The sequence below is a fragment of the Thalassospira sp. CA1 genome, from assembly GCF_059052855.1.
The window spans coordinates 1-26,307 of record NZ_JBZCIA010000005.1 but is presented as its reverse complement, the minus strand read 5'-3'; the positions used below and the strand labels follow the sequence as shown (position 1 = coordinate 26,307).

Sequence of the window (26,307 nt, the reverse complement as noted above, 5' to 3'; positions counted from 1 at the left end):
GGGGTATCTGGTCAATGCATCTGGCTTAATCCAGCTCGGAAGGTATGATTGAGGTCTCCCTACCAAAACAAAGGCCCTGCGATGCAAATAAACTTGCCCTGCCACGCCTTTCGAATTAAACACTATTAAAGGTGTTGATAGTCATTCGACTACAAAATTTTGTGTAAAAATAGAAATCACACTTGCGTTGCGGGGCGTTCCATATTACCCATCAAAGCTAAGTGAAATACTTTTATAAACACTAAATTATGTGTTGATTGCCACATTTATGATCGATCGGCAGGAAAGAGAATGCAGCCTAATCTGACCCATCTCCGCCAGCTTGAGGCAGAGAGTATCCACATCATCCGCGAGGTGGCGGCATCGTTCGAGCGGCCGGTGATGCTTTATTCCATCGGCAAGGATTCATCAGTTCTGCTGCATCTGGCGCGCAAGGCGTTTTACCCGGCCCCGCCGCCCTTTCCATTGATGCATGTCGATACCACCTGGAAATTCCGCGAAATGATCGAATTTCGCGACCGGATGGCGGCTGAATATGGCTTTGATCTGATTGTTCACATCAATCAGGACGGCGTGGAGCGCGGCATTGGACCGTTCACCCATGGCTCCAGCCTGCATACCGATGTCATGAAGACGGAATCGCTTAAACAGGCGCTGAACAAATACAAGTTCGATGCCGCCTTTGGCGGTGCACGCCGTGACGAGGAAAAGGCACGTGCCAAGGAACGCGTGTTTTCCTTCCGGACCGAAACCCACCGATGGGATCCGAAAAACCAGCGCCCGGAATTGTGGGATATCTATAACGCCCGGATCAACAAGGGTGAAAGCATCCGTGCTTTCCCGATCTCGAACTGGACCGAGCTTGATATCTGGCAATACATCTATCTCGAGCAGATCCCGATTGTGCCGCTGTATTATTCCGCCAAACGTCCGGTGGTCGAACGCGACGGCATGCTGATCATGGTCGATGACGACCGCATGCCGCTGAACCCGGGCGAAACGCCGGAAATGAAATCGGTGCGTTTCAGGACCCTTGGCTGCTACCCGCTGACGGGGGCGGTCGAGTCCGAGGCAGCCACCCTGCCCGATATTATTCAGGAAATGCTCCTGACTCGTTCAAGCGAACGTCAGGGCCGCATGATTGACCACGACCAGGCCGGGTCGATGGAGAAGAAGAAGCAGGAAGGCTATTTCTGATGTCACACAAGTCTGATTTGATCGCCGATGATATTCTCGGCTACCTCAAGGCTCAGGAAGAAAAAAGCCTTCTGCGTTTCATCACCTGCGGCAGCGTGGATGACGGTAAATCGACCCTGATCGGGCGTCTGCTTTGGGATTCCAAACTGATCTTTGAAGATCAGCTGGCCGCCCTTGAATCAGATAGCCGCAAGGTCGGCACCCAGGGCGGCGAGATTGATTTCGCCTTGCTGCTTGATGGTTTGCAGGCCGAACGCGAACAGGGCATCACCATTGATGTTGCCTATCGCTTCTTCTCGACCGACAAGCGCAAATTCATCGTCGCCGATACCCCCGGCCACGAACAATATACCCGTAACATGGCGACCGGTGCCTCGACTGCTGATGTTGCCGTGATCCTGATTGATGCTCGTAAGGGCATTCTGACCCAGACCCGTCGTCACAGCTTCATCACATCGCTTTTGGGCATCAAGCATGTGGTACTGGCCGTTAACAAGATGGACCTGATCGACTATGACCAATCCAAGTTTGATCAGATCGTTGCCGAGTATCTGAAATTCGCCGAACAGTTGAACTATAGCTCGATCACCGCGATCCCGCTTTCGGCCCTGCGTGGTGATAACATGATCGAGCCGAGCGCGAATACGCCCTGGTATTCCGGCCCGACGCTTCTGGCCCATCTTGAAGATGTGCAGGTCGAACAGGATGCGATTGAAAAGCCGTTCCGTTTGCCGGTGCAGTGGGTCAACCGCCCGAACCTTGATTTCCGGGGCTTTTCCGGCACCATTTCATCAGGCCGCGTCAAACCGGGTGACGAGGTTGTCGTGACCGCATCGGGTCAGACCAGCAAGGTCAAGGACATCGTCACCTTTGATGGAAACCTAGATGAAGCCATTGCCGGTCAGGCAATTACCCTGACCCTTGAAGATGAAATCGACATTTCGCGTGGCGACATTTTGGCACATGCGGATGCCAAACCCGACTTTGCCGATCAGTTCGAAGCCCGCATCATCTGGATGCATGAAGATCATCTTCTGCCCGGCCGCCCCTATCTGATCAAGATGGGCGCACAGGTTGCCAATGCGCAGATCAGCGACCTTAAATACAAGGTCAATGTGAACACGCTTGAACATGTGGCCGGAAAAACGCTTGAGCTTAATGAAGTCGGGATTGCCAATATCTCGGCCGACAAGGCGTTGGCGTTTGATCCCTATGATCAGAACCGTCATTCGGGCCGCTTTATCATCATTGACCGCTTTACCAACGCCACCGTTGGGGCGGGCATGGTCAACCATTCCCTGCGTCGTGCGACCAACATCAAATGGCAGGAAATGGATATCAACAAGGGGGCACGTGCCTATCAGAAAGGCCAGAAATCGGTCATTCTGTGGTTCACCGGCCTGTCGGGTGCGGGCAAATCCACCGTCGCCAACCTGGTTGAGAAGAAGCTCCATGCCCTTGGCAAACATACCTACACCCTTGATGGCGATAATGTGCGTCATGGCCTGAACAAGGATCTTGGCTTTACCGATGCCGATCGCGTGGAAAACATCCGCCGTGTTGGTGAAACCGCCAAGCTGTTTGTCGATGCGGGCGTGATTACGCTGGTGTCCTTTATCTCGCCGTTCAAAAGCGAACGCCAACTGGCGCGCAGCCTTGTTGAGAAAGACGAGTTCATCGAGGTGTTTATCGACACCCCGCTTGAAGTCTGCGAACAGCGCGATGTTAAGGGGCTTTATAAAAAAGCCCGTGCGGGCGAGATCGCCAACTTCACCGGGATCGACAGCCCTTATGAGCGGCCGGAAAACGCCGAGATTACGGTCAACACATCCGATCAAACCGCCGAAGAAGCCGCAGAGGCGATTGTCTCCAAGCTTGAAGAATTCGGTGTTCTCGGGGCCTGGTTCCCGGAAATCTGATCTGCATTCAGACATATATTCAGGAAAACCCGGCATTTGCGAATGCCGGGTTTTCTTTTGACAGCCATTAAACGAATAAGCTTAAACTAAAGCTACCTATACACGCATTAGCAAAGGCATGCACATCTTATGGCTATGGGCAGAAGTATCAGATTGTTCCTTGTAGATGGTACACCTACTGGAATTATTACTGCCGAGATAATGAATTGGACTGGACATATTATCTCCGCACCAAGGATCAACCTGCCCCACTTACTGAAACGCCATGAAGTTACCCGAACGGGTGTTTACTTCCTCTCAGGTCCAAACCCAGAGAACCCAAACAAAACTCTCGTCTACATAGGGGAAAGTGACAACGTTTCGCGACGCCTGATAAGTCACAACAATGATGCATCAAAAGAATTTTGGGACAAAACATTCGTAATCACCAGCAAAGACCAAAACCTTACCAAAGCCCACGCAAGGTATTTGGAGAGCCGCTTAATTTCTATCGCAGCTAGCACTGGGCGCATTAATCTCGTTAACGCTACAGCACCTGAGTATGGTTACCTACCAGAAGCAGACCTTGCCGATATGGAATTTTTTATCGAGCAAATTCGAATTGTGATGCCTGTTCTGGGTATGGATTTCCTTAGAGAAAAGCCAAATACAGCAGAATCCCCGCTCATAAAAGAGGCCTCCACTGAAAGATCTCCCACATTTGAAATTTATAGCCCAAAATACAAATTGACCGCGAAAGCACGGCAAGTTGACGGCGACTTTGTTGTACTAGCGGGCTCTCATGCAAGATCATCGTGGGATAGCAGTGCTGGTGGCTACCGTAGTCTTCATGAACAACTCATTGAAGAAGGGCGTCTGGTTCCTGAGCGTGACGGAATTCTTTATTTCAAAGAGGATACAATTTTTTCCAGTCCGAGTGCCGCATCTGCAACTATTTTTGGACGCCCTGATAATGGCCGTACAACTTGGCGCGTCGCAGGCACGAATAAGACCTATGCAGACTGGCAAAATGAACAAATCAGTTCTTCGACTGAACTGCCTTCTGACACCGACTAAATTGATATCAAGCATCTGCTAGAATGCACCTATTGACTCCTGTTCCGCTTTGACCACATAAAATAGAACAAAACAGGAACAATAAAATGTCAGACAGACGCATTCATCAGGCACGCGCAGCTTTGGCGCGTGCCGAGCAACAATGGAAAGTTCAGGTTTCCTGTCTGTCCGGTGGGCCAGATCGGGCAGACGGGGTCATTGCGCGTGCCTTTGGCGGCACGTTCCTGCGCGATCATATCAGCATCGGCGGCCTTGCCCCGACTGGCCTGCATGAAGTTCTGTGCGGCCATGATGATTGCGCGGCGTCCCTTTTGGCGTGGTATCTGGCGACATTGTCTGTGGATGCGCCCTCTGATGCTCCATCTGCCCCACCCCCCGGCAAGGGCATCTTCTGGATCCGGCAGCGTCGCGCCCTTGATCAGGGCGGGTTTTATGCGTTGTCCCTGCCGATGACGGCCCTTGAACCCGAACCGTTGATGATGACGGTGGATCAACAGGCCACCGCCCTTTGGACCTGCGAGGAAGTGGCAAAATCCGGTCAGGTCCGTGCGGTGATCATTGAAACCACCGACTATGACCTGACCACCGCCCGGCGCCTGCAACTGGCCTGTGAAAGTGGTGGCACGCGCATCATTGTTTTGCGCCCGCTTGCCAGAAACGGGCGCATCCCGACCTCAAGCGCCTGGACGCGCTGGCAAATCACACCTGTAAACGCCTTGGAACCAACAGAACGACCAACAGGAAACGACCATCATCTCAGCCTGATCGGGGGACGCGGGGTCCGACCGGGAAGCTGGAAAGTCAAAACCGATGCAACAACGTTTTCTTTATCTGTGGCTGACCCACTGGAAAACCGACTGTCAGAAGACAACCCCAAAGACAGGCACGCCCACGCCTGACCTGCCCCGCGATGTTGACAGTCAGAAAACTGCCCCGAAAGCACAAGCCACCCCGCACGTGATCACGCGCAGTGACCACAAGGGCGTGCTCGTCTGCGGCCTGAATGCAGCGGCACAAAAGGCAGGACTTCATGGCGGCATGCGCCTTTCTGATGCGCGCAGCATCCTGCCCGATCTTCAGGACAGCCCCGAAGATCCAGAACTGTGTGATGGCAAATTTGCCCGTCTGGTGCGCTTCATGGACCGCTATAGCCCATGGATCGCACCGGATCGGGACTTGCATGCGCATGGGCTTAATGGGGATGCGGGAATGTGGCTTGAAATCACTGGCGGCAGTCATTTGTTTGGTGGCGAAAGTGCCATGATCAAACAAATCCTGCGCGACATGAAAGCCCAAGACATTGCTGCCCGCGCGGCCATTGCCGATACCGCCGGGGCGGCATGGGCGGCGGCGCGTTGCCATCCGGGCGCATCCGGTGAGCGCATCTTGTCCCTGCCACGCGATCACGGGATTGCGGCCGGGTTTCCGGTATCGTGTCTGCGGCTATCTGATGACATCATCGCGGTTCTGGCACGCCTTGGCCTGAAACAACTGGGCGATATCACACCCCTGCCGCGTGCCAATATCACCACCCGCCTTGGTCCGGATGTGCTGCATCGCCTTGATCAGTTTTATGGCCGCCTGCCCGAACATCTGAATTTCGAGCTGCCCGATGCGCCGTGGCTAATCAAACAGAACTTTGGCGAACCATTGGGGAGTGCTGACACGCTGGCGCATGCGATTGAAAGCATGGTGGCGGAACTTTGTGCCAAACTGCGCGATGAAAACCTTGGTCTTAGGCGCCTGATCGTCCGGTCCATTCGGGTCGATGGCCATGCCCATACCATCACGACCACAACCGGCACGCCCTGCCAGTCCGAAAGCCATACCTTGCGATTGCTCGCAGAAAAGATGCCCGGGGTTGATACCGGCTTTGGCATCGAACAGGTGATTGTCTATGCCCCCTGGGTCGAACATGTTGCCTTTCGTCAGGTCCGCCTTGATCGCAAACAGGATGACAGCAGCGATCATATCGCCCTTGCCCAACTGCTTGATCGCATTGCCCATCATCTGGGCCCCAAGGACATTTTATATCGCCCGGCCCATCATGCCAGCCACCTGCCCGAACGGGCCGCCATCCGGCAATCGCCCACCGGGGCTGCCAAACCGGCACGTCTTGCGGATGCGCCGTTGCCCAAACGCCCGGTGCGGCTGATTGATCCGCCCGAACCGGTTGATGTCATGGAACGCAGTGCCAACGGCGCGCCGACAAAACTGCGTTGGCGCAAGATGATGATTGATGTGTTGCGGGCCGACGGGCCAGAGCGCATCTGCCCGGAATGGTGGAGCCATCTGGACCGGGATCATTACGCCCTGTCGCAGATGACACGCGATTATTTCCGCATCTGCGATCAGAAAGGCCGGTTGATCTGGCTGTTTCGCAGTGGCCATGCCGGGCAGGATATCTGGTCGGTACATGGATTGTTTGCCGGATGATGCCATGACCAAACAAACCACCCGTACAGCCGATCCGGCCTATGCCGAACTGCATGTCAGTAGCAATTTTTCCTTTCTGCGCGGCGCATCGCATGCCGAGGAACTGGTCCTGACCGCCGCCACCAAGGGCCTGCACGCGATTGCGATTACCGATCACAACACGCTGGCCGGGGTGGTGCGCGGCCATACCGCCCATCGCAATTATGCCGACCGATTGAATTACATTGTCGGCTGTCGGCTTGATCCGATGGATGGTCCATCCTTGCTGTGTTATCCGACCGACCGCGCATCCTATGCCCGGCTGTGCCGGTTGCTCACCCTTGGCAAGCGTCGCGCGCCCAAGGGATCGTGCGAAATTTATCTCGCCGATATCGTCACGCACAGCGAAGGCCTGCTGTTTATCGCCGTGCCACCCCAGGTCCCCGATGACGCCTTTCGCACTGAACTGATCAGCTTGAAATCGCATTTCGAAGATCGCCTTTGGCTGGCCATCGGGCGGTTCATGGACGGGTTTGACAGCGAACGTCTTGAGTTTACCGAAATGGTCGAGGCTGATCTTGGCATTCCGGCCGTGGTGACCAATGACGTCCATATGCACCTTAGGTCACGCAAACCATTGCAGGATGTCCTGACCTGCATTCGCCATCACTGCACGATTGAGGATGCCGGATACCGTTTATTCCCCAATGGCGAACGCCATATCAAATCGCCACGTGAAATGGCCCGCCTGTTTCCGGGTCACCCGCACTGGATCGCACGCACCGTCGAGATTGCCGATCAATGCACCTTCAGCCTTGATGAGTTGCGCTATGAATACCCCGATGAAAATGACGGGTCGGGCGAAGGCACTCAGGAACGTCTGATCCGCATGACTTGGGAAGGCGCACATAAACGCTATCCCGAAGGTGTGCCGGGCAAGGTCAAAAACCTGATCGAGACAGAGCTTAAACTGATCGACGAGTTGGGCTATGCCCCCTATTTCCTGACCGTGCATGACATTGTCGCCTTTGCCCGGTCCCGTGGCATTTTGTGTCAGGGGCGCGGATCTGCGGCCAATTCATCGGTGTGTTTTTGTTTGCATGTCACCTCGGTCGATCCCAACAAGGTGGAATTGCTGTTTTCACGCTTCATCAGCAATGCACGTAATGAACCGCCTGATATTGATGTCGATTTTGAACATGAACGCCGCGAAGAGGTTATTCAGTTCATCTATGAACGCTATGGCCGTGAACGGGCCGGGCTGACCGCGACCGTGATTTCATATCGATCGCGCAGTGCCATTCGCGATGTTGGCAAGGTGTTTGGTCTGTCGGAAGACACCATCGTCAAACTGACCAAAACCATCTGGGGATCCAGCAGCAAGGGCGCCCATGACAATATGATGCGCCAATCGGGCATTCATCCCGATGAACCGCGCCTGAAGGCCGTTCTTGATATCGCGGGCGAGTTGACCGGCTTTCCGCGCCACTTGTCGCAGCATGTTGGCGGCTTTGTCATCACGCGCGGGCCGCTTTGCGAACTCTCGCCAATTGCCAATGCCGCCATGGCGGATCGCACCACCATTGAATGGGACAAGGATGACATTGATGCGCTGGGTATCCTGAAGGTCGATATCCTGGCCCTTGGCATGCTGACCTGCATCCGAAAGGCCTTGGATGAGCTGCGCAATCACAAGAACATTGATTACGATCTGGCCACCCTGCCCAAGGAAGACGTTGCCACCTATCGCATGCTGGAAAAGGCCGACAGTATCGGCACGTTTCAGGTGGAATCGCGCGCGCAAATGAGCATGCTGCCGCGTTTAAAACCGCGAAGCATTTATGATCTGACCATTCAGGTCGCCATCGTCCGCCCAGGCCCGATCCAGGGCGGCATGGTGCATCCGTTTTTGCAACGGCGCATGGGCCGCGAAAAGGTCGAATATCCATCCCCGGAACTCGAAGCGGTATTGAAACGCACCTGCGGTGTGCCGCTGTTTCAGGAACAGGCGATGCAGATCGCCATTGTCGCCGCTGGCTATTCCGGCGGAGAGGCCGATAACCTGCGTCGCGCCATGGCAACGTTCAAGCGCACCGGCACCATTGGCGAACATCGCACCAAGTTCATCAATGGCATGCGGGGTAATGGCTATGACATGGAATTTGCCGAACGCTGCTTCAAACAGATCGAAGGCTTTGCTGATTATGGCTTCCCCGAAAGCCATGCCGCAAGTTTTGCCATTCTGGCCTATGCGTCGTCCTGGCTGAAATGCCATCATCCGGATGTGTTTTTATGCGCGCTTTTGAATTCCCAGCCGATGGGGTTTTATGCCCCGGCACAGTTGGTTAATGATGCGCGCAATCACGGGGTGCGCGTGCTTGAAATCGATATCAATCACAGCTTCTGGGACAATCAGCTTGAACGCGAACTGGGCCGCACGGCAGGATATCATTCCGTGCGGCTTGGCTTTCGCCAGATCAAGGGATTTGGCGAGCTTGATGCCCTTGCCCTGATTTCCAATCGGCCCCAAGGCGGGTTTCAGGATGTCTATCTGATGGCGCGTCAGACGGGCTTATCGCCAGCCGCCCTTGAAAAACTGGCCGAGGCCGATGCGTTTGGCTCCCTTGGCCTGTCACGGCGCGAAGCGCTTTGGGCCGTGCGCCGCTTTGGCAAGGGACGCAAGGCACCAGCAAGCCTGCCCCTGTTTGAAGCAGCCCAGAACTTTAACCACAATATGGGGGTGTCGGCCGAGTTCGGCGCAGAGGCGCCGGTGGATCTTCCGATCATGGGCCCGGGCGAAGAGATCATCGAAGATTACGCCAGCCTGCGCCTGTCGCTTAAGGGCCATCCGATGGCGATGCTGCGTGATGCATTGGGTGCCGCCGGGGTGTGCACCGCCAGTGATCTGCCCAATGTGCGAAATGGGGATCGTTTGACCCATGCGGGACTTGCGATTGTCCGCCAGCGCCCCGGCACGGCATCGGGGGTTGTTTTCATCACGTTAGAGGATGAAACCGGCATCACCAACCTTGTTGTTTGGAGCAAGGTGATGGAACAACACCGCCGCGAGGTGATGACCGCCACGGTCCTTGGCGTGACCGGCAAATTGCAACGCGAAGATGGTGTCACCCACATCATTGCCGACAAGCTGGTCGATCTGAGCCATATGCTGCAATCAATGAGCGAGAACACCAAAATCGCGCGCGATGCCAACAACCATCCGCGCAACCTGCGTTGGGCCAGCCCGCGCACCGCCCTGCCAACCGGGGAAGCCACATCACCCACAGCACCTCGGCACGCGGGTGATCTGGATCAGCTGGGCTCAAAACCGGAAACACCCACCACCAGTCACAAGCGCCTTAAGATCGACAGCCATGATTTCCATTGATTGATTGACTACCACGATTGGCACCATCACATTTGCAAAACTGGCACTGGAACAGAGGACCAATTCCAACCATCCTGCTGATCTGAAACCACACTTTATCAGACCAACAGGAACCACCATGACCACGCCCCACAAAGACATCTTTGGCAAACCCGTCGGCCACCCGGTTGAAAACTGGACCGGGTGCGTAATGCCACCGCGCAACGACATGATCGGCAGCCACGTCATCGTAAGTCCGCTTGATGTTGCCCGCGATGCCACGCAACTGTTTGATGCCAACAGCAAGGTGCCCGATGGGTCGCGCTTCGCATACCTTCCGACCGGACCATTTGCCGATTTCACCGCCTATAAGGCTTGGCTCGACGGCATGAACGCCAGTAACGACCCGATGCTCCATACCATCATCGACAAGTCATCCAACATGGCCGTCGGCGTTGCCGCCTTCATGCGGATGGATGCCAACAATGGCGTGATCGAAATCGGCAATATCAATTATGCCCCGGCCCTTTCAAAGACCATCGGCGGGACAGAGGCGATGTATCTGATGATGAAGCGTGCCTTTGATGAGCTGGGTTATCGCCGCTACGAATGGAAATGCGACGATCAAAACGCCCCGTCGCGTGCCGCCGCCACACGGTATGGCTTCACCTATGAAGGCACGTTTCGCAACCACATGGTTTACAAAGGGCGCAACCGCGACACCGCATGGTTTTCCGTCATCGTTGAAGAATGGCCTGCCGTCAAGGCCGCGTTCGAGGCGTGGCTGGCACCAGATAACTTTGACGAGGCTGGAAAACAGCGCAAACGTCTTGAAGATTTTCGCCGTTAAACCCCAAAGCATGGTAGCATTCTGATCCTGCACCGATGTCAGGTCAGATCAGCGAGGCACATCATGTTTAAACGTGTCCTGATACGCATATTTTCCGTTCTGGCGGTTGCCACCTTTGGGATGGCCGCGGGTGTCCTTCCCGCTGCACGGGCGGATATCCTTCTGCCAACGCCCGACCAAAGCGACGTTATCCGCATTGAACTGAATGGCTATGAACAGCTTGAAAAGCTGTTTGAGGATCTTGGCTATACCGCAGAACGCTGGAACGCGGGGGAACGCATCGTTCCCCGGCTTTTCCTGCAAACCATCCCGACGAGATGGCGTGACGAACTTGCCGATCAACTGACGGTCACGGCCAAAAAACGCACATTTTTCCGGACACTCGGCCCGTTGACCCTGCTTGCGAACGAGGAAATCGCCCTGCAAAGCAGTGTCCTTCGCGATGCGATCCGCACCAACGATCTTTCGATCATTGCTGAACTGGCCGAACAATACCGTGTTGAAACAGCCCTCGAAGACCCGGCAACCATCGCGGAACTTGAAAAACGCATTGCACCGGTTCCCCCGTCGCTTGCCATGGCTCAAATGGCCATCGAAAGCGGCTGGGGCACATCACGCTTTGCAGCCCTTGGCAATGCATTGTTTGGTCAATGGACCTATGGCGGCGATGGCATCACGCCCGAAGAACAGCGAAAGCATCTTGGTGATTACAAGATCGCGGCTTTCAAAACACCGTTCGGTTCGGTACGGGCCTATATGATGAACCTCAATACCGGGTCGGCCTACACGGAATTTCGCGATTTGCGCGCCAGAATAATCGCCGATCAGGCCCCCCTTTCGGGATCTGTTCTGGCCGAAACACTGACCCGATATTCCGAACGCGGCAATGTCTATATCGAAGAAATCCAGGCCGTCATTCGACAAAACAAACTCAGCCCCGTCGATGACGCCGTGCTTGAAGAAAGCCCCTATTACCAACTGATCCCGGCCGGGGAATAGCCATCTCACCCGCAATCAACAAACTGGTGATTTTCATTCCATCGAACTTGCGCTTATAGTCGCTGTTTCAACGAGATAACCGGAAACACCAGATGTTTGATGCCCGCCTGCGCCCGCTGATTGATATGCCATTGAATGCGATTGCGCGTACGCTTTCGGGCACGGGCATTACGCCCAACTTCATCACCGGCGTTGGCTTTTTCCTTGGCCTGCTGGGGGCAGGCTGTCTTGTGTTGAGACTTGATTACGCAGCACTTGTTTTTATCCTTGGATCACGGTTCATGGACGGGCTTGATGGCGCGGTTGCGCGCCATGCCGCCCCACGGTCGCGCCATCCCAATGCAAAAAGTCAGGAAAGCGATCTTGGCGGTTACTACGATATCGTGTCCGACTTTCTGTTTTATTCGGGCATCATTCTGGCCTTTGCCATTGGTCGCCCGGAACATGCCCTGATGGCGGCGTTTCTGATTTTCTGTTTTGTCGGCACCGGGTCGAGTTTTCTGGCCTATGCGATCATTGCCGCCAAACAGGGGCGCACGGATGGCGAAGCCCAAGGCAAGAAGAGCTTCTTCTATCTGACCGGCATCACCGAAGGCAGCGAGACCATACTGGTCTTATGTCTTATTTGTATCTTCCCGGCCTCGTTTAACATGATCGCCGCCATTTTCGGTGCCTTGTGCCTGATGACCACGATGGGACGGGTGCTTCAGGCCAGACGCGACTTTGGCTAGGACTTGGGCTAGGATCGGGATTTGGGTTGGTGCGGCAAATATCGCAATATCAACCGCTTGAAACACATTCGGGGAACTGCCATATCGGATTTGTCGCCTTGTCGCTGACGATCATGACAGGATAAGGCAATAACAAAGGGCCAGCCTATCGGGCCGATCAAGAAAAACTGCAAGGAATAAAATGCGGTCCATCAGGTTTCTGTGCTCTGTCTTTGTCGGATGCTTCTTGCTGGTTGCCTGTGATCAATCAGGCCCGATCAAAATCGGTTTCATTGCCGGCCTGTCCGGCCCCGGATCCGATGCCGGAACGGACGCGCTTGATGCGTTGAAACTGGCCGCCCAACAGGTCAATACCGATGGCGGCATCAATGGTCGCATGGTGGAAATCATTCCGCGTGATGATCTGAAAACCCCGGAAGTAGCCCAAAATCATGTGCGCGAGCTCAAGCGCCTTGGCGTTGATGCGATTGTCGGCCCGATCATCAGCTCGATCGGCATGGCTATGCTGCCGGTGATCAATGAATTGGGTGTCGTGACCATTTCGCCGACGGTCTCGGCGGCCGACTTTGCCGGTTTTCGTGACAACCTGTTTCGCATGAACACGACGACGCGTGAAAATGCGCGTGCCTATGCCCGTCGCTACATCGATCAGGGCTATGAACGGGTCGCCCTTGCTCTTGATGGCCAAAACCAGGCCTTTGCCGACAGCTGGTATCGCGAGTTCCTTCTGGAACTTGATGCCCTTGACGGGCGGGTCATCTCCAAAATCTGGATCAACACCGACAATATCACCCACGCCGAAGCCGCAAGCCAATTGTTAGCCGAAGATCCAGACGCGATCGTTCTGATCACCAACAGCACAGACAGCGCGATGATGGCGCAGGAAATCCGCAAGCTGTCATCAAGCGTTCCGCTGGCTGTCTCGGAATGGGCAGGTTCACAGGCCCTGATCGAGGTCGGTGGCGAGGCGGTCGAGGGCGTGGAACTGGCACAGGCCTATGACCGCTATGACACCAATCCGCGCTTCCAGAAATTTGTCGCGGCGTTCAACGAAATGTTCGGTCGTCAGCCCGGCTATACCGCGGTTCTGGGCTATGACGCGGCGACCGTCCTGTTTGCCGCACTCCGCACCAAGCACCCGGATCAATCGCTTGCCGATGCGCTGACCAATCTGCCACCGCAGCAGGGGCTGCATCAGGAACTGGTGTTTGATGCCTTTGGCGATGGCAACCGCAACATCTATTTCGTGGCCATCCAGGACGGAAAATTCATCCGTGTCGACTAAACAACGCACATCATTGCAAAAACAAAAGCCCTGCACATGCAGGGCTTTTTCGTCTCAGGTTGGTATCGCTATCAACCGACCCTAGTGATCGCTTTCTTCCAGGAAATGATCGCCAAGGCCGGTATCGTATTCCATGCCTTCCTTGGTCAGAACGATGCTGGCCGGATAGCCTTCCTTGACCAGCCCCTTGCGGGCAAGGGCAACCCAGACAGCCGGATTATCGAACCCGCTGGCATCGCGGGCGGCCACGGTAAACTTGCCAACATGAACGTGGTCGCCATGGGCATGGGGGACACGCAAAAGCGTTGCTTCGCCGGTGGCCTCGTCAATCTTGCCCGAATTCGGGTCCTTGGCAATCACCTGTGCCAGCACAAGAGTGCGCAGCTGCAGATTATTGAGTTTCAGTGGATTTTTGCGAACGAATGCCATGATGAAGGATACCCCGGTTTAGATGCGTTTGTTGCAAGGACATATCTGTCACTTGGCGCAATGATGCAAGCCCTGATTTGTCTCCAAATCAACCAGCCTATCCACCCGCCAGCATCCGGCGCAGCTTGCGATCGCGTTTAAGATGCCATTCCCGGCTCATCGCCTGCCCGAAGGTGCGGAACCGTTCGACATAAACCAGTTCCCACTGCCGTCCGCGCGTCGTCTTGGCCCCCTTGCCGCTATTATGCGTGGCAAGCCTGGCCTCGACATCGGTCGACCAGCCAACATAGGTCCGGGGCAAAGCGGCCTTGCCCTGCCCCGGCCTGAAATCACATTCGCGCAGCACATAAACAAAGGTGAATGACGCCATGCTAGCACCACCCTTTGTGTTGGGCACTTGGTGATATGTTGGATTTCGTCACAGGGCGTGTCGAAAATGCCTGTTTGTGAGAGTCGGCGCGCAGCGTACTTGACGTACGTGAGCACCGGAAGCGCAGCAAATGGGTGTTTGCAGACCGTCCTGTGACGAAAGGCGACATATCAGCCCATGGTGGAGTTGAAGGCTCCGCCATCAAGCAGAACATTCTGCCCGACCATGAATTTCGCATGCTCGCTGCACATGAATGCACAGGTCGCCCCGAAATCAAGCGGATCGCCAAACCGGCCCGTGGGAAGACCCGCCTGGGTTTTGGTGCGTGCCTCTTCCAGCGAAATGCCTTCGGCATTGGACTTGTTGGTCATCAGCGCATTGATACGATCCGTATCGTGCTGGCCCGGCAGGAGGTTGTTCATAATCACCCCATCCTTGGCCACCTGGCGCGAAGTCCCCGCGACAAAGCCGGTCAGACCGGCACGCGCACCGTTCGAAAGCCCCAGATGCGGGATCGGCGATTTGACCGAACCCGACGTAATATTCACAATCCGGCCCCACTGGCGCGAAATCATGCCCGGCAGAACCGCGGTCGCCAGCAGGATCGGGGTGAGCATGTTCGACTGAACGGCGGCTTCCCATTCCTTCTGGCCCCAGTCGGACCAGATACCCGGGGGCGGACCACCGGCGTTGTTCACAAGAATATCCGGCGCATCGACAGCAGCCAGAACCTTGTTACGGCCTTCTTCGGTGGTGATGTCGCACGCGACCGTTGTGACATTCACGCCATAGGTATCACGGATATATTCCGCGGTTTCATTCAGCGGCCCTTCGGAACGCGCATTGAGCACAAGGTCAACACCGGCTTCGGCCAGCTTGATCGCGCAGCCACGACCAAGCCCCTTGGATGACGCACAAACGATGGCCTTGCGGCCCTTAATTCCAAGATCCAATGGATCCTCCCATGTTCAGGAATTCAGACAATGGCAGGAATTTAGCCCGCACGCCCCCAAGGGTCAAACGCACTTCCATAATTTGGAATTATTTCAAAACCGAATATTCCGGAACGGGCCCTTCAGCCAAACACCGCATCATGCGCGCTGACATAGGCAATGGCGGCCTGTGAGACATCAGTCGCCGTCATGCCGGGCTTATAGATGCCCGAACCAAGGCCAAAGCCATCGCAGCCCGCCTTGGCATAGACGCTAAAATCATCCGGGCCGACACCGCCAACGGCATAAACCGGCACATCTTTTGGCAAGACCGCGCGCATTGCCTTGATGCCCTCAGCGCCGATGATGCTGGCCGGGAAAATCTTAAGCCCGTCTGCCCCGGCCTTGATCGCGGCAAAGCATTCGGTGGGTGTGAGCACTCCGGGCCAGGAGCCCATACCAACTTCCTTGGTTTTGGCGATCACCTCGATATCGCAGTTGGGCGATACGACAAATTCACCGTTCGCCGCCTTTACATTGGCAACGTCATCCGTGGTCAAAACCGTGCCCGCCCCGATCATCGCGGCATCCCCGACTGCCTCTTTCATGGCAGAAATGCTTTTAAGCGGTTCGGGGGAATTGAGCGGCACCTCGATCATCGTGATCCCGGCATCGACCAGCGCGCGCGCCATATCAACGGCCTCATGGGGCTGCACGCCGCGCAGGATCGCGATCAGTTTGCGGTGCCCGGCACCTGAAACGCTATCGGTGATCTGATCATTGACGGATGTCGGATAAGCCATAACTGTCTTCCTGTATGTTAAGCCCGCTTGCATGTCATGCATCCGGGGCCTGAATAGATCGGGATTTAGCCCGTCACAACGCCGTAAGCACGCGACAGCCCGGCAAGCGTAATCGCAGCCCCGTCCTGCGGCGTTGCCTTGTGGTTATGAACCGCCAAGGCCGCCTGATAAAGCGATGCCAGCTTGCCCGCCCCGATCAGGGCAATGTCATCCCCCGGTGCAAGGCGCCTTAAAACATCGGCAATCTCGGCCCCGATGACCGTGCCTGACAAAACCGCTGCCCCCGGCGCAACAGATGCATCAGCCTTTGCCACCAACGCCCCGGCCCGCACGGTAAACAGGCTGTGCAGGAAGGCGGTTGGTTGTTCGGATGCCTTGCGCACCGCATCGGCAAAGGCAGCATTGTCCCAGCCATCATCCACCGAATGACGCAGGATGGATTGCTGCGAAAGCAAGGCAAACACCTCGCCACTCATATAGGTGCGAAACGCCTTGATCACGCCATCGGCGACATGTGCCCATTTCGAATGGGTGCCGGGCAGACAGACCCAGCCGGAAAAATCCGGGTTCTGCGCCATAAAGCCAACAAGCTGGGTTTCCTCGCCGCGCATGACATCAGGGTCACCGCGCTGACAAAGCCCCGGCAGGATAAAAACAGAAATGCGAGGATCACTCACATTTGGTGTCACCGCCCCCTTGGCCAGATCAGATGGCCGTGCCGGCACATCGCAATAAGGCGCCTCGATCCAGCCCTGCTTGGCCCCGGCCATGCCGCAAATCACCACCGGCAGCTTTGCCGGGGCAGCGCCAAGCCAATCTTCGATCAGGTCGATCAGAACCGCCTCGAACGAAAGTTTCGGGTCGCCTGCAATCGCATTCATGCCCAGTGGGCTTTCCGCCGAACCAAGGATGTTCGCGGTATCATCCATCGCCCAAAGGCGCAGGTTTGAGGTCCCCCAATCAACCGCGATCCAAGTCGGGAAGATCTTTTTAGTCATGTTCGAACGCATCCCTTCCCGTGAAATTGCTTATTGGTTTTATTCCTCATACTATTTCGCGCACGCCAGTTCAACTGCAACCAGCGCACACGCCAATAGCACCGAAGCTTTAAGCCGGGTGGGTTAAGGGGGCGGCATCGGGGTCGCTGCCCAATTCATCAAGAAGCTTCTGATGGGCCCGCCAGTTCTGTGCTTCGATAAACACTTTCGATACTTCGGGAATTTCGGCGCGAATATCGCTTTCAAGCCGCGATACGGCGGCCTCCAAGGCGACCGATGTGACCGTATCTTCGAAATCAACACTGACACACACAATCAGGCTTTGCGGCCCGTGATGCAGGGTAATGATCTCGTTGACCTTAAGGATGCCGGGAATGGCCGCGACCATATCATTGATCTTCTTGCGGCTTTGGCTATTGGCACTTTCGCCGATCAAAAGCCCCTTGCACTCAACCGCCAGCATAAAGGCCGTCACCGCCAGAATAAGCCCGATCATCACCGATGCCAAACCATCGAGAACCGGCATTTCAAGCAAATAGGCCGCCGCAATCCCGACACACGCCACAACAAGCCCCAAAAGCGCTGCTGAGTCCTCAAACAGGATGACGAACACCGTCGGGTCCTTGCTGCTGCGCACCGCCTTGATCAGCGGCACGTTCGGATGCTGTGCGCGGAAGGTGATATAGGCCGTGCGAAACGCCAGGCCTTCGAGCACAATCGCAATGACCAGAATCGAAAACACCACGTGATAGGTGCGGATATCAAACCCGCCAAATGTTGCCACCACATGCACATCAAGCGCATGCGGATGAATGACCTTGTCCACCCCTTCCCAGATCGAAACGCCTGCACCAAGGCCAAAAATCATCACCGCCACCAGAAACGACCAGAAATAGGTTTCCTTGCCATAGCCCAGCGGGTGCCGTTCATCGGGTTCACGGGTCGAAAGCTTTAGCCCCAAAAGCAAAAGCCCCTGATTGCCGGTATCGACAAGCGAATGAATGCCTTCTGACATCATCGCGGCCGATCCGGTAATCGCCGCCCCGCCAAACTTGGCCACAGCAATCAGAAAATTGGCCGCTGCCGCCATATAGATGGCACCTTTTGAAGAATGAGACATATGGGGATTTCCGCTTTCTGTGGGGCGATGATTTGGCCTAGCAACATTCGGGATCAGGAAAACCCCGCATGTTTAAGGCCTTAAGACTGTGAACTCGAACACAGTCTACCCGACTGATTGCAAATGTCACGGCCCCAACCGCGCCTGGCCAAAACCGGCACTTTCACCACCCCAAATCAATTCATCGATAAAAACTATCGAAAACACATGAAATAACTATTTCCCCTATAACCTGTATCGTTGTTAGCCTTCTCAAAGCGATGGGAAACCCGTTGCACAAAATTGATTACCCCGTGTCGCATTGCGATCCCTGAGTTGATGATTACCTTCAACATTAAACCGTCACGCATAACTTCTGGTTTCATCGTGCCGGTTTTGGTTAAACTAGATCAGGGAGAAACAACAAACGGACGCAACACACCAACGCGTCCCACGACCGCGCGATACACGCGATACGGGTCCAGGAGCTGTTTAAAACATCTCAGCCACGACGGAGAGAGAAAAAATGGACGGAAAACATACCGCAGGGAAATGTCCGGTAATGCATGGTGGCATGACCGAGACGGGCAAATCAGTAAGCGACTGGTGGCCAAAGACGCTTAATCTCGACATTCTTCACCAGCACGACACCAAGGTGAACCCCTATGGTGAAGACTTCAACTATGCCGAAGAATTCAAAAAGCTCGACCTTGAAGCGGTCAAGACCGACATCAAAAATCTCATGACCGACAGCCAGGACTGGTGGCCGGCCGACTGGGGCCATTATGGCGGGCTGATGATCCGTATGGCTTGGCACTCTGCCGGGTCGTACCGCTTGGCCGATGGCCGTGGTGGTGGCGGCAAGGGCAACCTTCGTTTCGCCCCGCTGAACTCGTGGCCCGATAACACCAACCTGGATAAGGCGCGCCGTCTTCTCTGGCCGATCAAAAAGAAATACGGCAACAAGCTTTCCTGGGCCGACCTGATCATTCTGGCCGGCACCATGGCTTATGAGTCGATGGGTCTTAAGGTCTTTGGTTTTGCCGGTGGCCGCGAAGATATCTGGCACCCGGAAAAGGACACCTATTGGGGGGCTGAGCGCGAATGGCTTGCCCCATCTGACAATCGTTATGACGATGTCTCCAAGCCTGACACCATGGAAAACCCGCTGGCAGCAGTCCAGATGGGACTGATCTATGTGAACCCGGAAGGGGTCAATGGTCAGCCAGACCCGCTCAAGACCGCCGCCCAGGTGCGTGAAACCTTTGCCCGCATGGCAATGGATGACGAAGAAACCGCGGCCCTCACCGTCGGTGGTCACACGGTTGGTAAGACGCATGGCAATGGCGATGCATCCCTGCTTGAGGCCGAACCCGAAGCCGCCGATGTCCATGAACAGGGCTTTGGCTGGATGAACCACACCAAGCGTGGCATTGGCCGCGATACCGTGACCTCAGGCATCGAAGGCGCCTGGACCACCCACCCGACCAAGTGGGATAACGGCTATTGCAAGCTTTTGCTTGGTTATGAGTGGGAGCTCAAGAAAAGCCCGGCCGGTGCCAACCAGTGGGAACCGATCGGCATTAAAGAAGAAGACATGCCGGTTGACGTCGAAGATCCGTCGATCCGCCGCATGCCGATCATGACCGATGCCGACATGGCCATGAAGATGGACCCGACCTATCGCGCCATCATCGAGAAATTCAATAACGACTTTGACTATTTCTCCGATTGCTTTGCCCGTGCATGGTTCAAACTGACCCACCGTGATATGGGCCCGAAGGCCTGCTATCTCGGCCCGGACGTTCCGGCAGAAGACCTGATCTGGCAGGACCCGATCCCGGCTGTTGACTACACCCTTTCGGATGCCGAAGTTGCTGATCTCAAGTCCAAACTGCTCGGCCTTGGCGTTTCCGCGACCGATCTGATCAACACCGCGTGGGACAGTGCCCGCACCTTCCGTGGGTCGGACCGCCGTGGTGGTGCCAATGGCGCACGTATTCGCTTGGCCCCGCAGAAGGACTGGGAAGGCAACGAACCCGCACGCCTTTCCAAGGTCCTGAAGGCACTCGAAGACTTCCAGGCTGGTCTTGCCAAGAAAGTCTCGATTGCCGATCTCATCGTGCTCGCCGGTACGGCTGCGGTTGAAAAGGCCGCAAAGGATGCCGGGGTTAACATCACCGTCCCGTTCGCACCGGGCCGCGGGGATGCAACCGATGAAATGACCGACGCCGATAGCTTCGATGTCCTCGAACCGCTTGCGGATGGTTTCCGCAACTGGTCGAAAAAAGACTATGTTGTCTCACCGGAAGAAATGCTGCTCGATCGCGCACAGCTCATGGGCCTGACCGCCCATGAAATGACTTGCCTGATCGGTGGTATGCGGGCCCTTGGCACCAACCATGGTGGCACCAAACACGGTGTCTTCACTGATCGTGTTGGTGTTCTGTCAAACGACTTCTTCGTCAACCTGACCGACATGGGCTACAGCTGGAAACCGGCGGGCGACAACCTTTACAACATCGTTGATCGCAAGTCCGGCGAAACCAAATACACCGCCACCCGCGTGGATCTGGTGTTTGGTTCCAACTCGATCCTGCGCGCCTATGCCGAAGTCTACGCCCAGGACGACAACCACGAGAAGTTCGTCAAGGACTTCGTTGCCGCCTGGACCAAAGTCATGAACGCGGATCGCTTTGATCTGGCGTGAGGGCTGATCGCTTGATGTGATTTGGAGCTTTAGGGTTCCGGAAAGAGAACACCCCCGGTTGGATCGCCGGGGGTGTTTTTTTTTCAGGACCAAACATCTTGGAAACATAGCGACCACTTACTACACGCACCAAGTGGTCTATTCAGCTATTTCAGACTCGATTTTCTCAAGTTGATACCGCCACCAGTAGACAGCTTCACGAAACAACTGAAATGCATCATCGCCGCTTTTGTACTCGACGAAGTATCCGTGCTCGTCTTTTACTAAGCTTGTTCCCCATGAATATGTTTTTAAAAGATTATTTCTTCCGTCTTCAACGAAATCCCAAAAAATCCGATTTTGCTGACGATCCGTCTTTATACGCATCCAATTGCGACCAATAACGTCAGCGTGTTTAGAAGACACCGGTTTATCTACCTTATCCAAGACGTGACCAATAGTTCTTAAGAGCGTTAGACCGGCCACCCAGAATATGCGCCACTCCGGCAACTCGTCTTCACCATCTGCTACATCAAGGTATTGAAAAGAAAAAAGAATTGAAACGCAGTCAGTGTATGGCTCCCATGCGTTCAATGTCTTTATTGCTATCCTTCGCGTGAAAATATCTCCTTTTCCATAGCTTTCCATCTTCGCCTAGGCTCCATCTTTAGTTGCGCAGCACCCAAGGTATACATCATGATATGCGAAATTTAGAAAAATAGACGCCTTCCCGCACCGAGGTGAAAATTGATTGATCTACACGCAACCATTCGCCTTCGACCAACTAGAATCGCACTACTGGTGCGCCCAACAGATTTAACGAGCATTCGAAAATTCATGCGCATTTGTTGCTGCATGTGGGGTGGTAGATTTAATCCAATTATTCCGGTGTTCAGATCGGCACCACCTGCTTGGCGAAATACCTACAGCCCAAAACCTAGCGGCAAAACAATTGCTCAGGGATACTTAAATTTTTTCGAACCTGATGCATATGTGGAGGCTGAACCAGGACTTCTGGAGCGGTGTGGGCTTGATGCTTTTAAGGACAAGAACTCAATTGGTTCCAGAGCTGTTAGCTTAAACAGAATGCTTCAGCCTGAGAGCTATCGCTCCTATTCCGAACTAGCCATGGGCCATTCAATTACTGATGCTTTGCACGAACGGTACGAACGAGAACGCCAGTTCGTTTTGCGCGATAAAAATGAGGGCCTATATGTCAAAGAAGAGAGTGCGAACGGACTTGTTGAAGCAATGTTTGGTCTTTATCCATCGGAGAAAGCTTCCAAGTACTTCTACGATATTTACCACAGCGTATTCAATCCATCCGAAGTAGCTGCCTCGCCAGAGACTTGGCGTAAAGTCTATCAAGAACATGCAGAAACTCCACTCTTCTCCACTTCCTACAAAATAGAACTCGATCGTGGCTGGCAAAATGACCCAATTGTCTACGTATTCAATCCAGAGAGTACGCTTGACCTAATTGATCTTTGGAATATTCGCCTTGAATCGTCCCCGGTCTTACCTGTCCCAATTACTTGGTGGAATGAACTTGTTAAAGACATAAACGAATTTATTCGGGATCAATACCGTCCCTTACAGGGTAACCCACACGGTATAATGCACAACACAACGATAGAGCTCTCTCGTTCACTATCAGAAGATCAAATCAAAGAGGTCCTTGCTCAAATTGATCAAAACCTACCGGATAGATCATGGGCCGCCAAACTCTTCCGCAATGAGATTTGGCGAGAACGGCGGCCAAACGTTGGCCCAAAGTATGATCGGCTTAATCTAAGAGCAGCAGAGCGCAGAACAACGCTAGAAATCAAAAAACAAGATTACTCGATGGTTGAGTTCGCTTCATTGCAACCTAGTTTTGCAACCATTGCAGGCGGAGGACATCACACCAGATGGATTAATGAGGTCGACCTAACCAGCACCAACGAGGTCTACGCCACGTCGTATCCCTTTAACGTCAACAATCCTTTTTACCCTCGACTAACCTTTGGGCGAGAAGCAATTGTTATTGGCCGCAGTGGCTGGTCTATCGCTCAATCGTATGTAGACTCCACAACATCCATTGAACTTCCGAAACAAGAAGACGCTGTGATCTCTTACCTCGTCGAATTAGGCTTTGAGGCCAAATTATCTGAACCGGGTCATATCGCAAAACAAGTGCTTCATCATATTGGTGGCTTATGGGGCATTTACTTGCTGAAGCACCAAGAAACACTACGCCTCTTGAATGAGATGGCCGGGCGCCGAAGGCGACATGATAAAGAGAATTATATCGACGAAGAGCTATTTGGGCCACGCGCAAAGCCAGCTAATAGATGGGTTCAATTAGTTCAGACACGCAAACAAGCTGACCCGACATCGCGAGTTAGCATTTCTAAATTTACTGATTGCAGTATTATTCGGCTCGGAACCACGACCAAGTGTCCATCTTGCACCGAAGCCAACTGGCATGACCTTGATCAACTTAGTTATAAATTAACATGCGAAAGATGCCTCGCCACCTATCCTTTCCCACAGGGAACCGCAAATACGAATGATGTGCTTTGGAGCTATCGGGTAATAGGTCCCTTTGCTGTCCACGATTATGCACGCGGTTCCTATGGCGCACTACTCGCGATCAACACTCTCAGCGGCTACCACCGTTTCGAAAACACCTCTACATTCTCTCCGGCACTTAGTATAAAGCTGCCAAACGGTGAGCTATGTGAGGTCGATTATTTTGGGTGGATCACAGAAAAGCTGTATGGAGAGAAATACAACCCGAGAATTGTGATAGGAGAAGCAAAATCGTTCGGTGATGGCGAACTGATAAAAAAGAAAGATATCTCTCAGATTAAGAAGGTCGCCACTTATTTCCCTGACGCTGTAATAGTAATCACAGTTCTTCGAGACAAGTTTACAGCGACAGAAACAGACCTGATTCGCTCTTTAGTGAAATGGACTAATCGTTTCTCATCAAACCGACACCCTACCAATCCAGTGATTTTACTCACAGGAATTGAACTATTTGGCGATTATGATTTTGAACATATCTGGAGTACAGCAGGAGAAGAATACGCACCTTTTGCGAACTATCACCACTGCAAATCGTTAGAAGATATTGCACGTTCCACCCAAAAAATACACTTAGGCTAGGTAGCACACCTATATAAGAATCCGCTCTACGCTTAACTAGCGATTTGTTAGATTTCTGGAGAACATTGCGCTGACAAGCGTCGGACCTAACACTTAGGGGAAGATGAGTTGCGATATATCCGGGATCACTGGCAAGGAAAGCACGCGCTGTTATTCGCGCTGTGTGTCAACCTGATCCTGATCCGGGCTCTGATCCTGTTTGCCGATCGCTTTACGCTCCCGCCCTATATCGCTGATCGCATCCCGGCGCTGATCGCGACGGTTGCGTTTATCCTTCTTTTTCATGGCGTTGTTTTTGTCTGGCAGGTGGTCGGTGTGCTGCGCGCCACCCAACATCAATCGAGCATTCTTGCCAATATCTGGACCGTTCTGACCTATGGGGTGATCGGGCTTTGTCTGGTCTTTACCGTACTCAGCATCGCGGCCTCTTTCCGTGCGCTTACCCCGGAGCGGTTTATGCCGGTCAACCTGACCGAGCTTGAAGATGCCCGCGCCAGCCAATATGCGCTCACACTCAGCCCGGATAACACCCGCATTCAGATCACCGGCACCTTTACCCTTGGCATGGCGCAGCGCTTGACCGCCTTGCTCGATCAAAATCCGGGTGTCACCGGCATCGTCCTGCACAGTGTTGGCGGGCATGTCTATGAAGGGCGTGGTGTTGGCTTCCTGATCCGCGACCGGGGCTTGGACACCTATGTGTTTGAGGCCTGTAGCTCCGCCTGCACGACCGCCTTTATCGGTGGTGCCAAACGTTACCTTGGCCCCGATGCCCGGCTGGGCTTTCATCAATACAAGATCGATCTCGACTACCCCGTCCCGCTTTATGACATCAAGGGCCAGCAGGAAAAGGAAATCACCTTCTATCGCAGCCAGGGCATTGCCGAGAGTTTCCTTAAGCAAGCCTTCCTCGCCCCGCATTCCGGGATCTGGTTCCCGGAGGTGGCGGAGCTGATAGAGGCCGGGGTTGTCGATGGGGTGGTTGAGGGGGAGTGAGCTTGTGGCGCGTTTTGAACCTGCGCAGTCTGCGTGCGGCTTCGCCGTGCTCGACCTTCGGCTTAAAATCGCTCCACTGGAGCGATTTCTTCACAGCCTCAGCCTTCAAGTTATGAGAAGGCTCATAAGCCAAGGAAGGTTGCAGGTTCGAATGCTGACCCAAGACTAAAACGACAAAACCCCGCCACTGGCGGGGTTTGTTGTTTTGGTTGCGGGGGCAGGATTAGCGCTCGCTTTGCTCGCTCAGCTTCGGCCTACGGCCTTCGCAAAGAACCTGCAAACAGGCATAGGCCTGTTTGCGATGCTCCAATCCATATGCACCCGACAATCGAACATTAAAAAAGCCCGCCACAAGGGCGAGCTTATTTAATGTTGGTTGCGGGGGCAGGATTAGCGCTCGCTTTGCTCGCTCAGCTCCGGCCTTTGGCCTACGCAAAGAACCTTATGCAAACAGGCATTGGCCTGTTTGCGATGTTCCAATCCATATGCACCCGACAATCGAACATTAAAAAAGCCCGCCACAAGGGCGAGCTTATTTAATGTTGGTTGCGGGGGCAGGATTTGAACCTGCGACCTTCAGGTTATGAGCCTGACGAGCTACCGGGCTGCTCCACCCCGCGTCAGTGGGTGTATTCTGTTTAGGCGCTGGGCTTTAAACAGATAACGCCGCTCAAGTTTGAAGCGGCGTTGGATGTTTGGGGTGTGTATATAGGGAATATGGATGCTGTATTTGGAAGGCCCGGCGGTGACCTACTCTCCCGTGCCTTAAGACAAAGTACCATCGGCGCAGGCTGGTTTCACTTCTGAGTTCGGGATGGGATCAGGTGGTTCCCGGCCGCTATGGCCACCGGGCCGTCCAAACACAGCGAAGAGATCGGAGATCTTTGCAAGATCGTGATGTTATGCGAACTATTGATTGTTGTGACGTATTGGTCTTGCTGGTTTTACCGCTGCGCAAGTCATATGCAGATCAGTAGCAAGAGGGATCAATCAAGCCGATCGATCAATTAGTACTGGTT

The 26,307-nt window shown here is 54.2% G+C and carries 20 protein-coding genes, 1 tRNA gene and 1 rRNA gene; 13 read left to right on the top strand and 9 right to left on the bottom strand.

Annotated features, from left to right (window positions below):
* Positions 1–291 precede the first annotated feature (291 nt).
* The 10 genes from cysD (at position 292) to AC5Q5A_RS10225 (ending at position 13,819) form a co-directional block, all read left to right on the top strand.
* Entirely contained in the window at positions 292–1,197 is a 906-nt protein-coding gene (gene cysD / locus AC5Q5A_RS10270; protein WP_063088424.1) for a sulfate adenylyltransferase subunit CysD, read from the top strand.
* Positions 1,197–3,116 (top strand): sulfate adenylyltransferase subunit CysN, encoded by a 1,920-nt coding sequence (cysN, locus tag AC5Q5A_RS10265; protein WP_287444142.1) that lies wholly within the window; start codon positions 1,197–1,199, stop codon positions 3,114–3,116. Before cysD ends, cysN begins: the two co-directional genes overlap by 1 nt.
* Positions 3,117–3,269: 153 nt before the next feature.
* Complete coding sequence (locus tag AC5Q5A_RS10260) at positions 3,270–4,172, top strand: GIY-YIG nuclease family protein (RefSeq protein WP_493895199.1); 903 nt, start codon at positions 3,270–3,272, stop codon at positions 4,170–4,172.
* An 86-nt stretch (positions 4,173–4,258) separates the two neighbouring features.
* Complete coding sequence (locus tag AC5Q5A_RS10255; RefSeq protein WP_493895198.1) at positions 4,259–5,071, top strand: ImuA family protein; 813 nt, start codon at positions 4,259–4,261, stop codon at positions 5,069–5,071.
* Positions 4,983–6,608 carry a Y-family DNA polymerase gene (locus AC5Q5A_RS10250; RefSeq protein WP_493895197.1) on the top strand — a complete coding sequence of 542 codons (1,626 nt, stop codon included), beginning with the start codon at positions 4,983–4,985 and terminating at the stop codon, positions 6,606–6,608. The genes AC5Q5A_RS10255 and AC5Q5A_RS10250 overlap by 89 nt, the downstream gene beginning before the upstream one ends.
* 4 nt (positions 6,609–6,612) lie before the next feature.
* Positions 6,613–9,975, top strand: coding sequence for an error-prone DNA polymerase (locus tag AC5Q5A_RS10245; RefSeq protein WP_493895196.1), 3,363 nt, complete (start codon positions 6,613–6,615; stop codon positions 9,973–9,975).
* Between the two features lie 118 nt (positions 9,976–10,093).
* Positions 10,094–10,804: a GNAT family N-acetyltransferase gene (locus AC5Q5A_RS10240; protein ID WP_493895195.1), complete on the top strand. Its 711-nt coding sequence runs from the start codon at positions 10,094–10,096 to the stop codon at positions 10,802–10,804.
* Positions 10,805–10,867: 63 nt separating this feature from the next.
* A complete protein-coding gene (locus AC5Q5A_RS10235; protein ID WP_493895194.1) occupies positions 10,868–11,803 on the top strand; it encodes a glucosaminidase domain-containing protein in 936 nt (311 codons plus the stop codon).
* Between the two features lie 92 nt (positions 11,804–11,895).
* Entirely contained in the window at positions 11,896–12,534 is a 639-nt protein-coding gene (locus AC5Q5A_RS10230; protein WP_493895193.1) for a CDP-alcohol phosphatidyltransferase family protein, read from the top strand.
* A 181-nt stretch (positions 12,535–12,715) separates the two neighbouring features.
* The gene (locus AC5Q5A_RS10225; RefSeq protein WP_493895192.1) at positions 12,716–13,819 is read left to right on the top strand and encodes an ABC transporter substrate-binding protein; all 1,104 of its coding nucleotides are present in this window, start codon (positions 12,716–12,718) and stop codon (positions 13,817–13,819) included.
* Positions 13,820–13,900: 81 nt separating this feature from the next.
* Here AC5Q5A_RS10225 and AC5Q5A_RS10220 read toward each other — a convergent pair whose 3' ends face one another.
* The 6 genes from AC5Q5A_RS10220 to AC5Q5A_RS10195 form a co-directional block, all read right to left on the bottom strand.
* Positions 13,901–14,248, bottom strand: a complete 348-nt coding sequence (locus AC5Q5A_RS10220) for a hypothetical protein (protein WP_008890446.1) — start codon at positions 14,246–14,248, stop codon at positions 13,901–13,903.
* A gap of 97 nt (positions 14,249–14,345) precedes the next feature.
* Positions 14,346–14,618 (bottom strand): GIY-YIG nuclease family protein, encoded by a 273-nt coding sequence (locus AC5Q5A_RS10215; protein ID WP_062957575.1) that lies wholly within the window; start codon positions 14,616–14,618, stop codon positions 14,346–14,348.
* Between the two features lie 170 nt (positions 14,619–14,788).
* Positions 14,789–15,571, bottom strand: coding sequence for an SDR family oxidoreductase (locus AC5Q5A_RS10210; RefSeq protein ID WP_493895191.1), 783 nt, complete (start codon positions 15,569–15,571; stop codon positions 14,789–14,791).
* A gap of 122 nt (positions 15,572–15,693) precedes the next feature.
* Positions 15,694–16,353, bottom strand: a complete 660-nt coding sequence (locus AC5Q5A_RS10205; RefSeq protein WP_493895190.1) for a 2-dehydro-3-deoxy-6-phosphogalactonate aldolase — start codon at positions 16,351–16,353, stop codon at positions 15,694–15,696.
* A gap of 65 nt (positions 16,354–16,418) precedes the next feature.
* Entirely contained in the window at positions 16,419–17,351 is a 933-nt protein-coding gene (locus tag AC5Q5A_RS10200) for a 2-dehydro-3-deoxygalactonokinase (protein WP_493895189.1), read from the bottom strand.
* Between the two features lie 109 nt (positions 17,352–17,460).
* Complete coding sequence (locus AC5Q5A_RS10195) at positions 17,461–18,471, bottom strand: cation diffusion facilitator family transporter (RefSeq protein WP_493895188.1); 1,011 nt, start codon at positions 18,469–18,471, stop codon at positions 17,461–17,463.
* 505 nt (positions 18,472–18,976) lie between these two features.
* Between AC5Q5A_RS10195 and katG the strand changes: the two genes are divergently transcribed.
* Positions 18,977–21,160, top strand: coding sequence for a catalase/peroxidase HPI (gene katG, locus AC5Q5A_RS10190; RefSeq protein WP_493895187.1), 2,184 nt, complete (start codon positions 18,977–18,979; stop codon positions 21,158–21,160).
* Positions 21,161–21,298: 138 nt separating this feature from the next.
* On the opposite strand, the gene AC5Q5A_RS10185 is transcribed toward katG, so the two are convergent.
* Positions 21,299–21,787, bottom strand: coding sequence for a hypothetical protein (locus AC5Q5A_RS10185; RefSeq protein ID WP_338188192.1), 489 nt, complete (start codon positions 21,785–21,787; stop codon positions 21,299–21,301).
* Positions 21,788–21,886: 99 nt separating this feature from the next.
* Here AC5Q5A_RS10185 and AC5Q5A_RS10180 point away from each other — a divergent pair, with 99 nt between their 5' ends.
* Positions 21,887–24,292 carry a hypothetical protein gene (locus tag AC5Q5A_RS10180; protein WP_493895186.1) on the top strand — a complete coding sequence of 802 codons (2,406 nt, stop codon included), beginning with the start codon at positions 21,887–21,889 and terminating at the stop codon, positions 24,290–24,292.
* Positions 24,293–24,400: 108 nt separating this feature from the next.
* Positions 24,401–25,288: a COG3904 family protein gene (locus tag AC5Q5A_RS10175; protein WP_493895185.1), complete on the top strand. Its 888-nt coding sequence runs from the start codon at positions 24,401–24,403 to the stop codon at positions 25,286–25,288.
* Positions 25,289–25,831: 543 nt separating this feature from the next.
* Here AC5Q5A_RS10175 and AC5Q5A_RS10170 read toward each other — a convergent pair.
* Positions 25,832–25,908 (bottom strand) — tRNA-Met (locus tag AC5Q5A_RS10170).
* Positions 25,909–26,025: 117 nt separating this feature from the next.
* Positions 26,026–26,140: ribosomal RNA gene (rrf, locus tag AC5Q5A_RS10165) — 5S ribosomal RNA — on the bottom strand.
* Between the last annotated feature and the right edge of the window lie 167 nt (positions 26,141–26,307).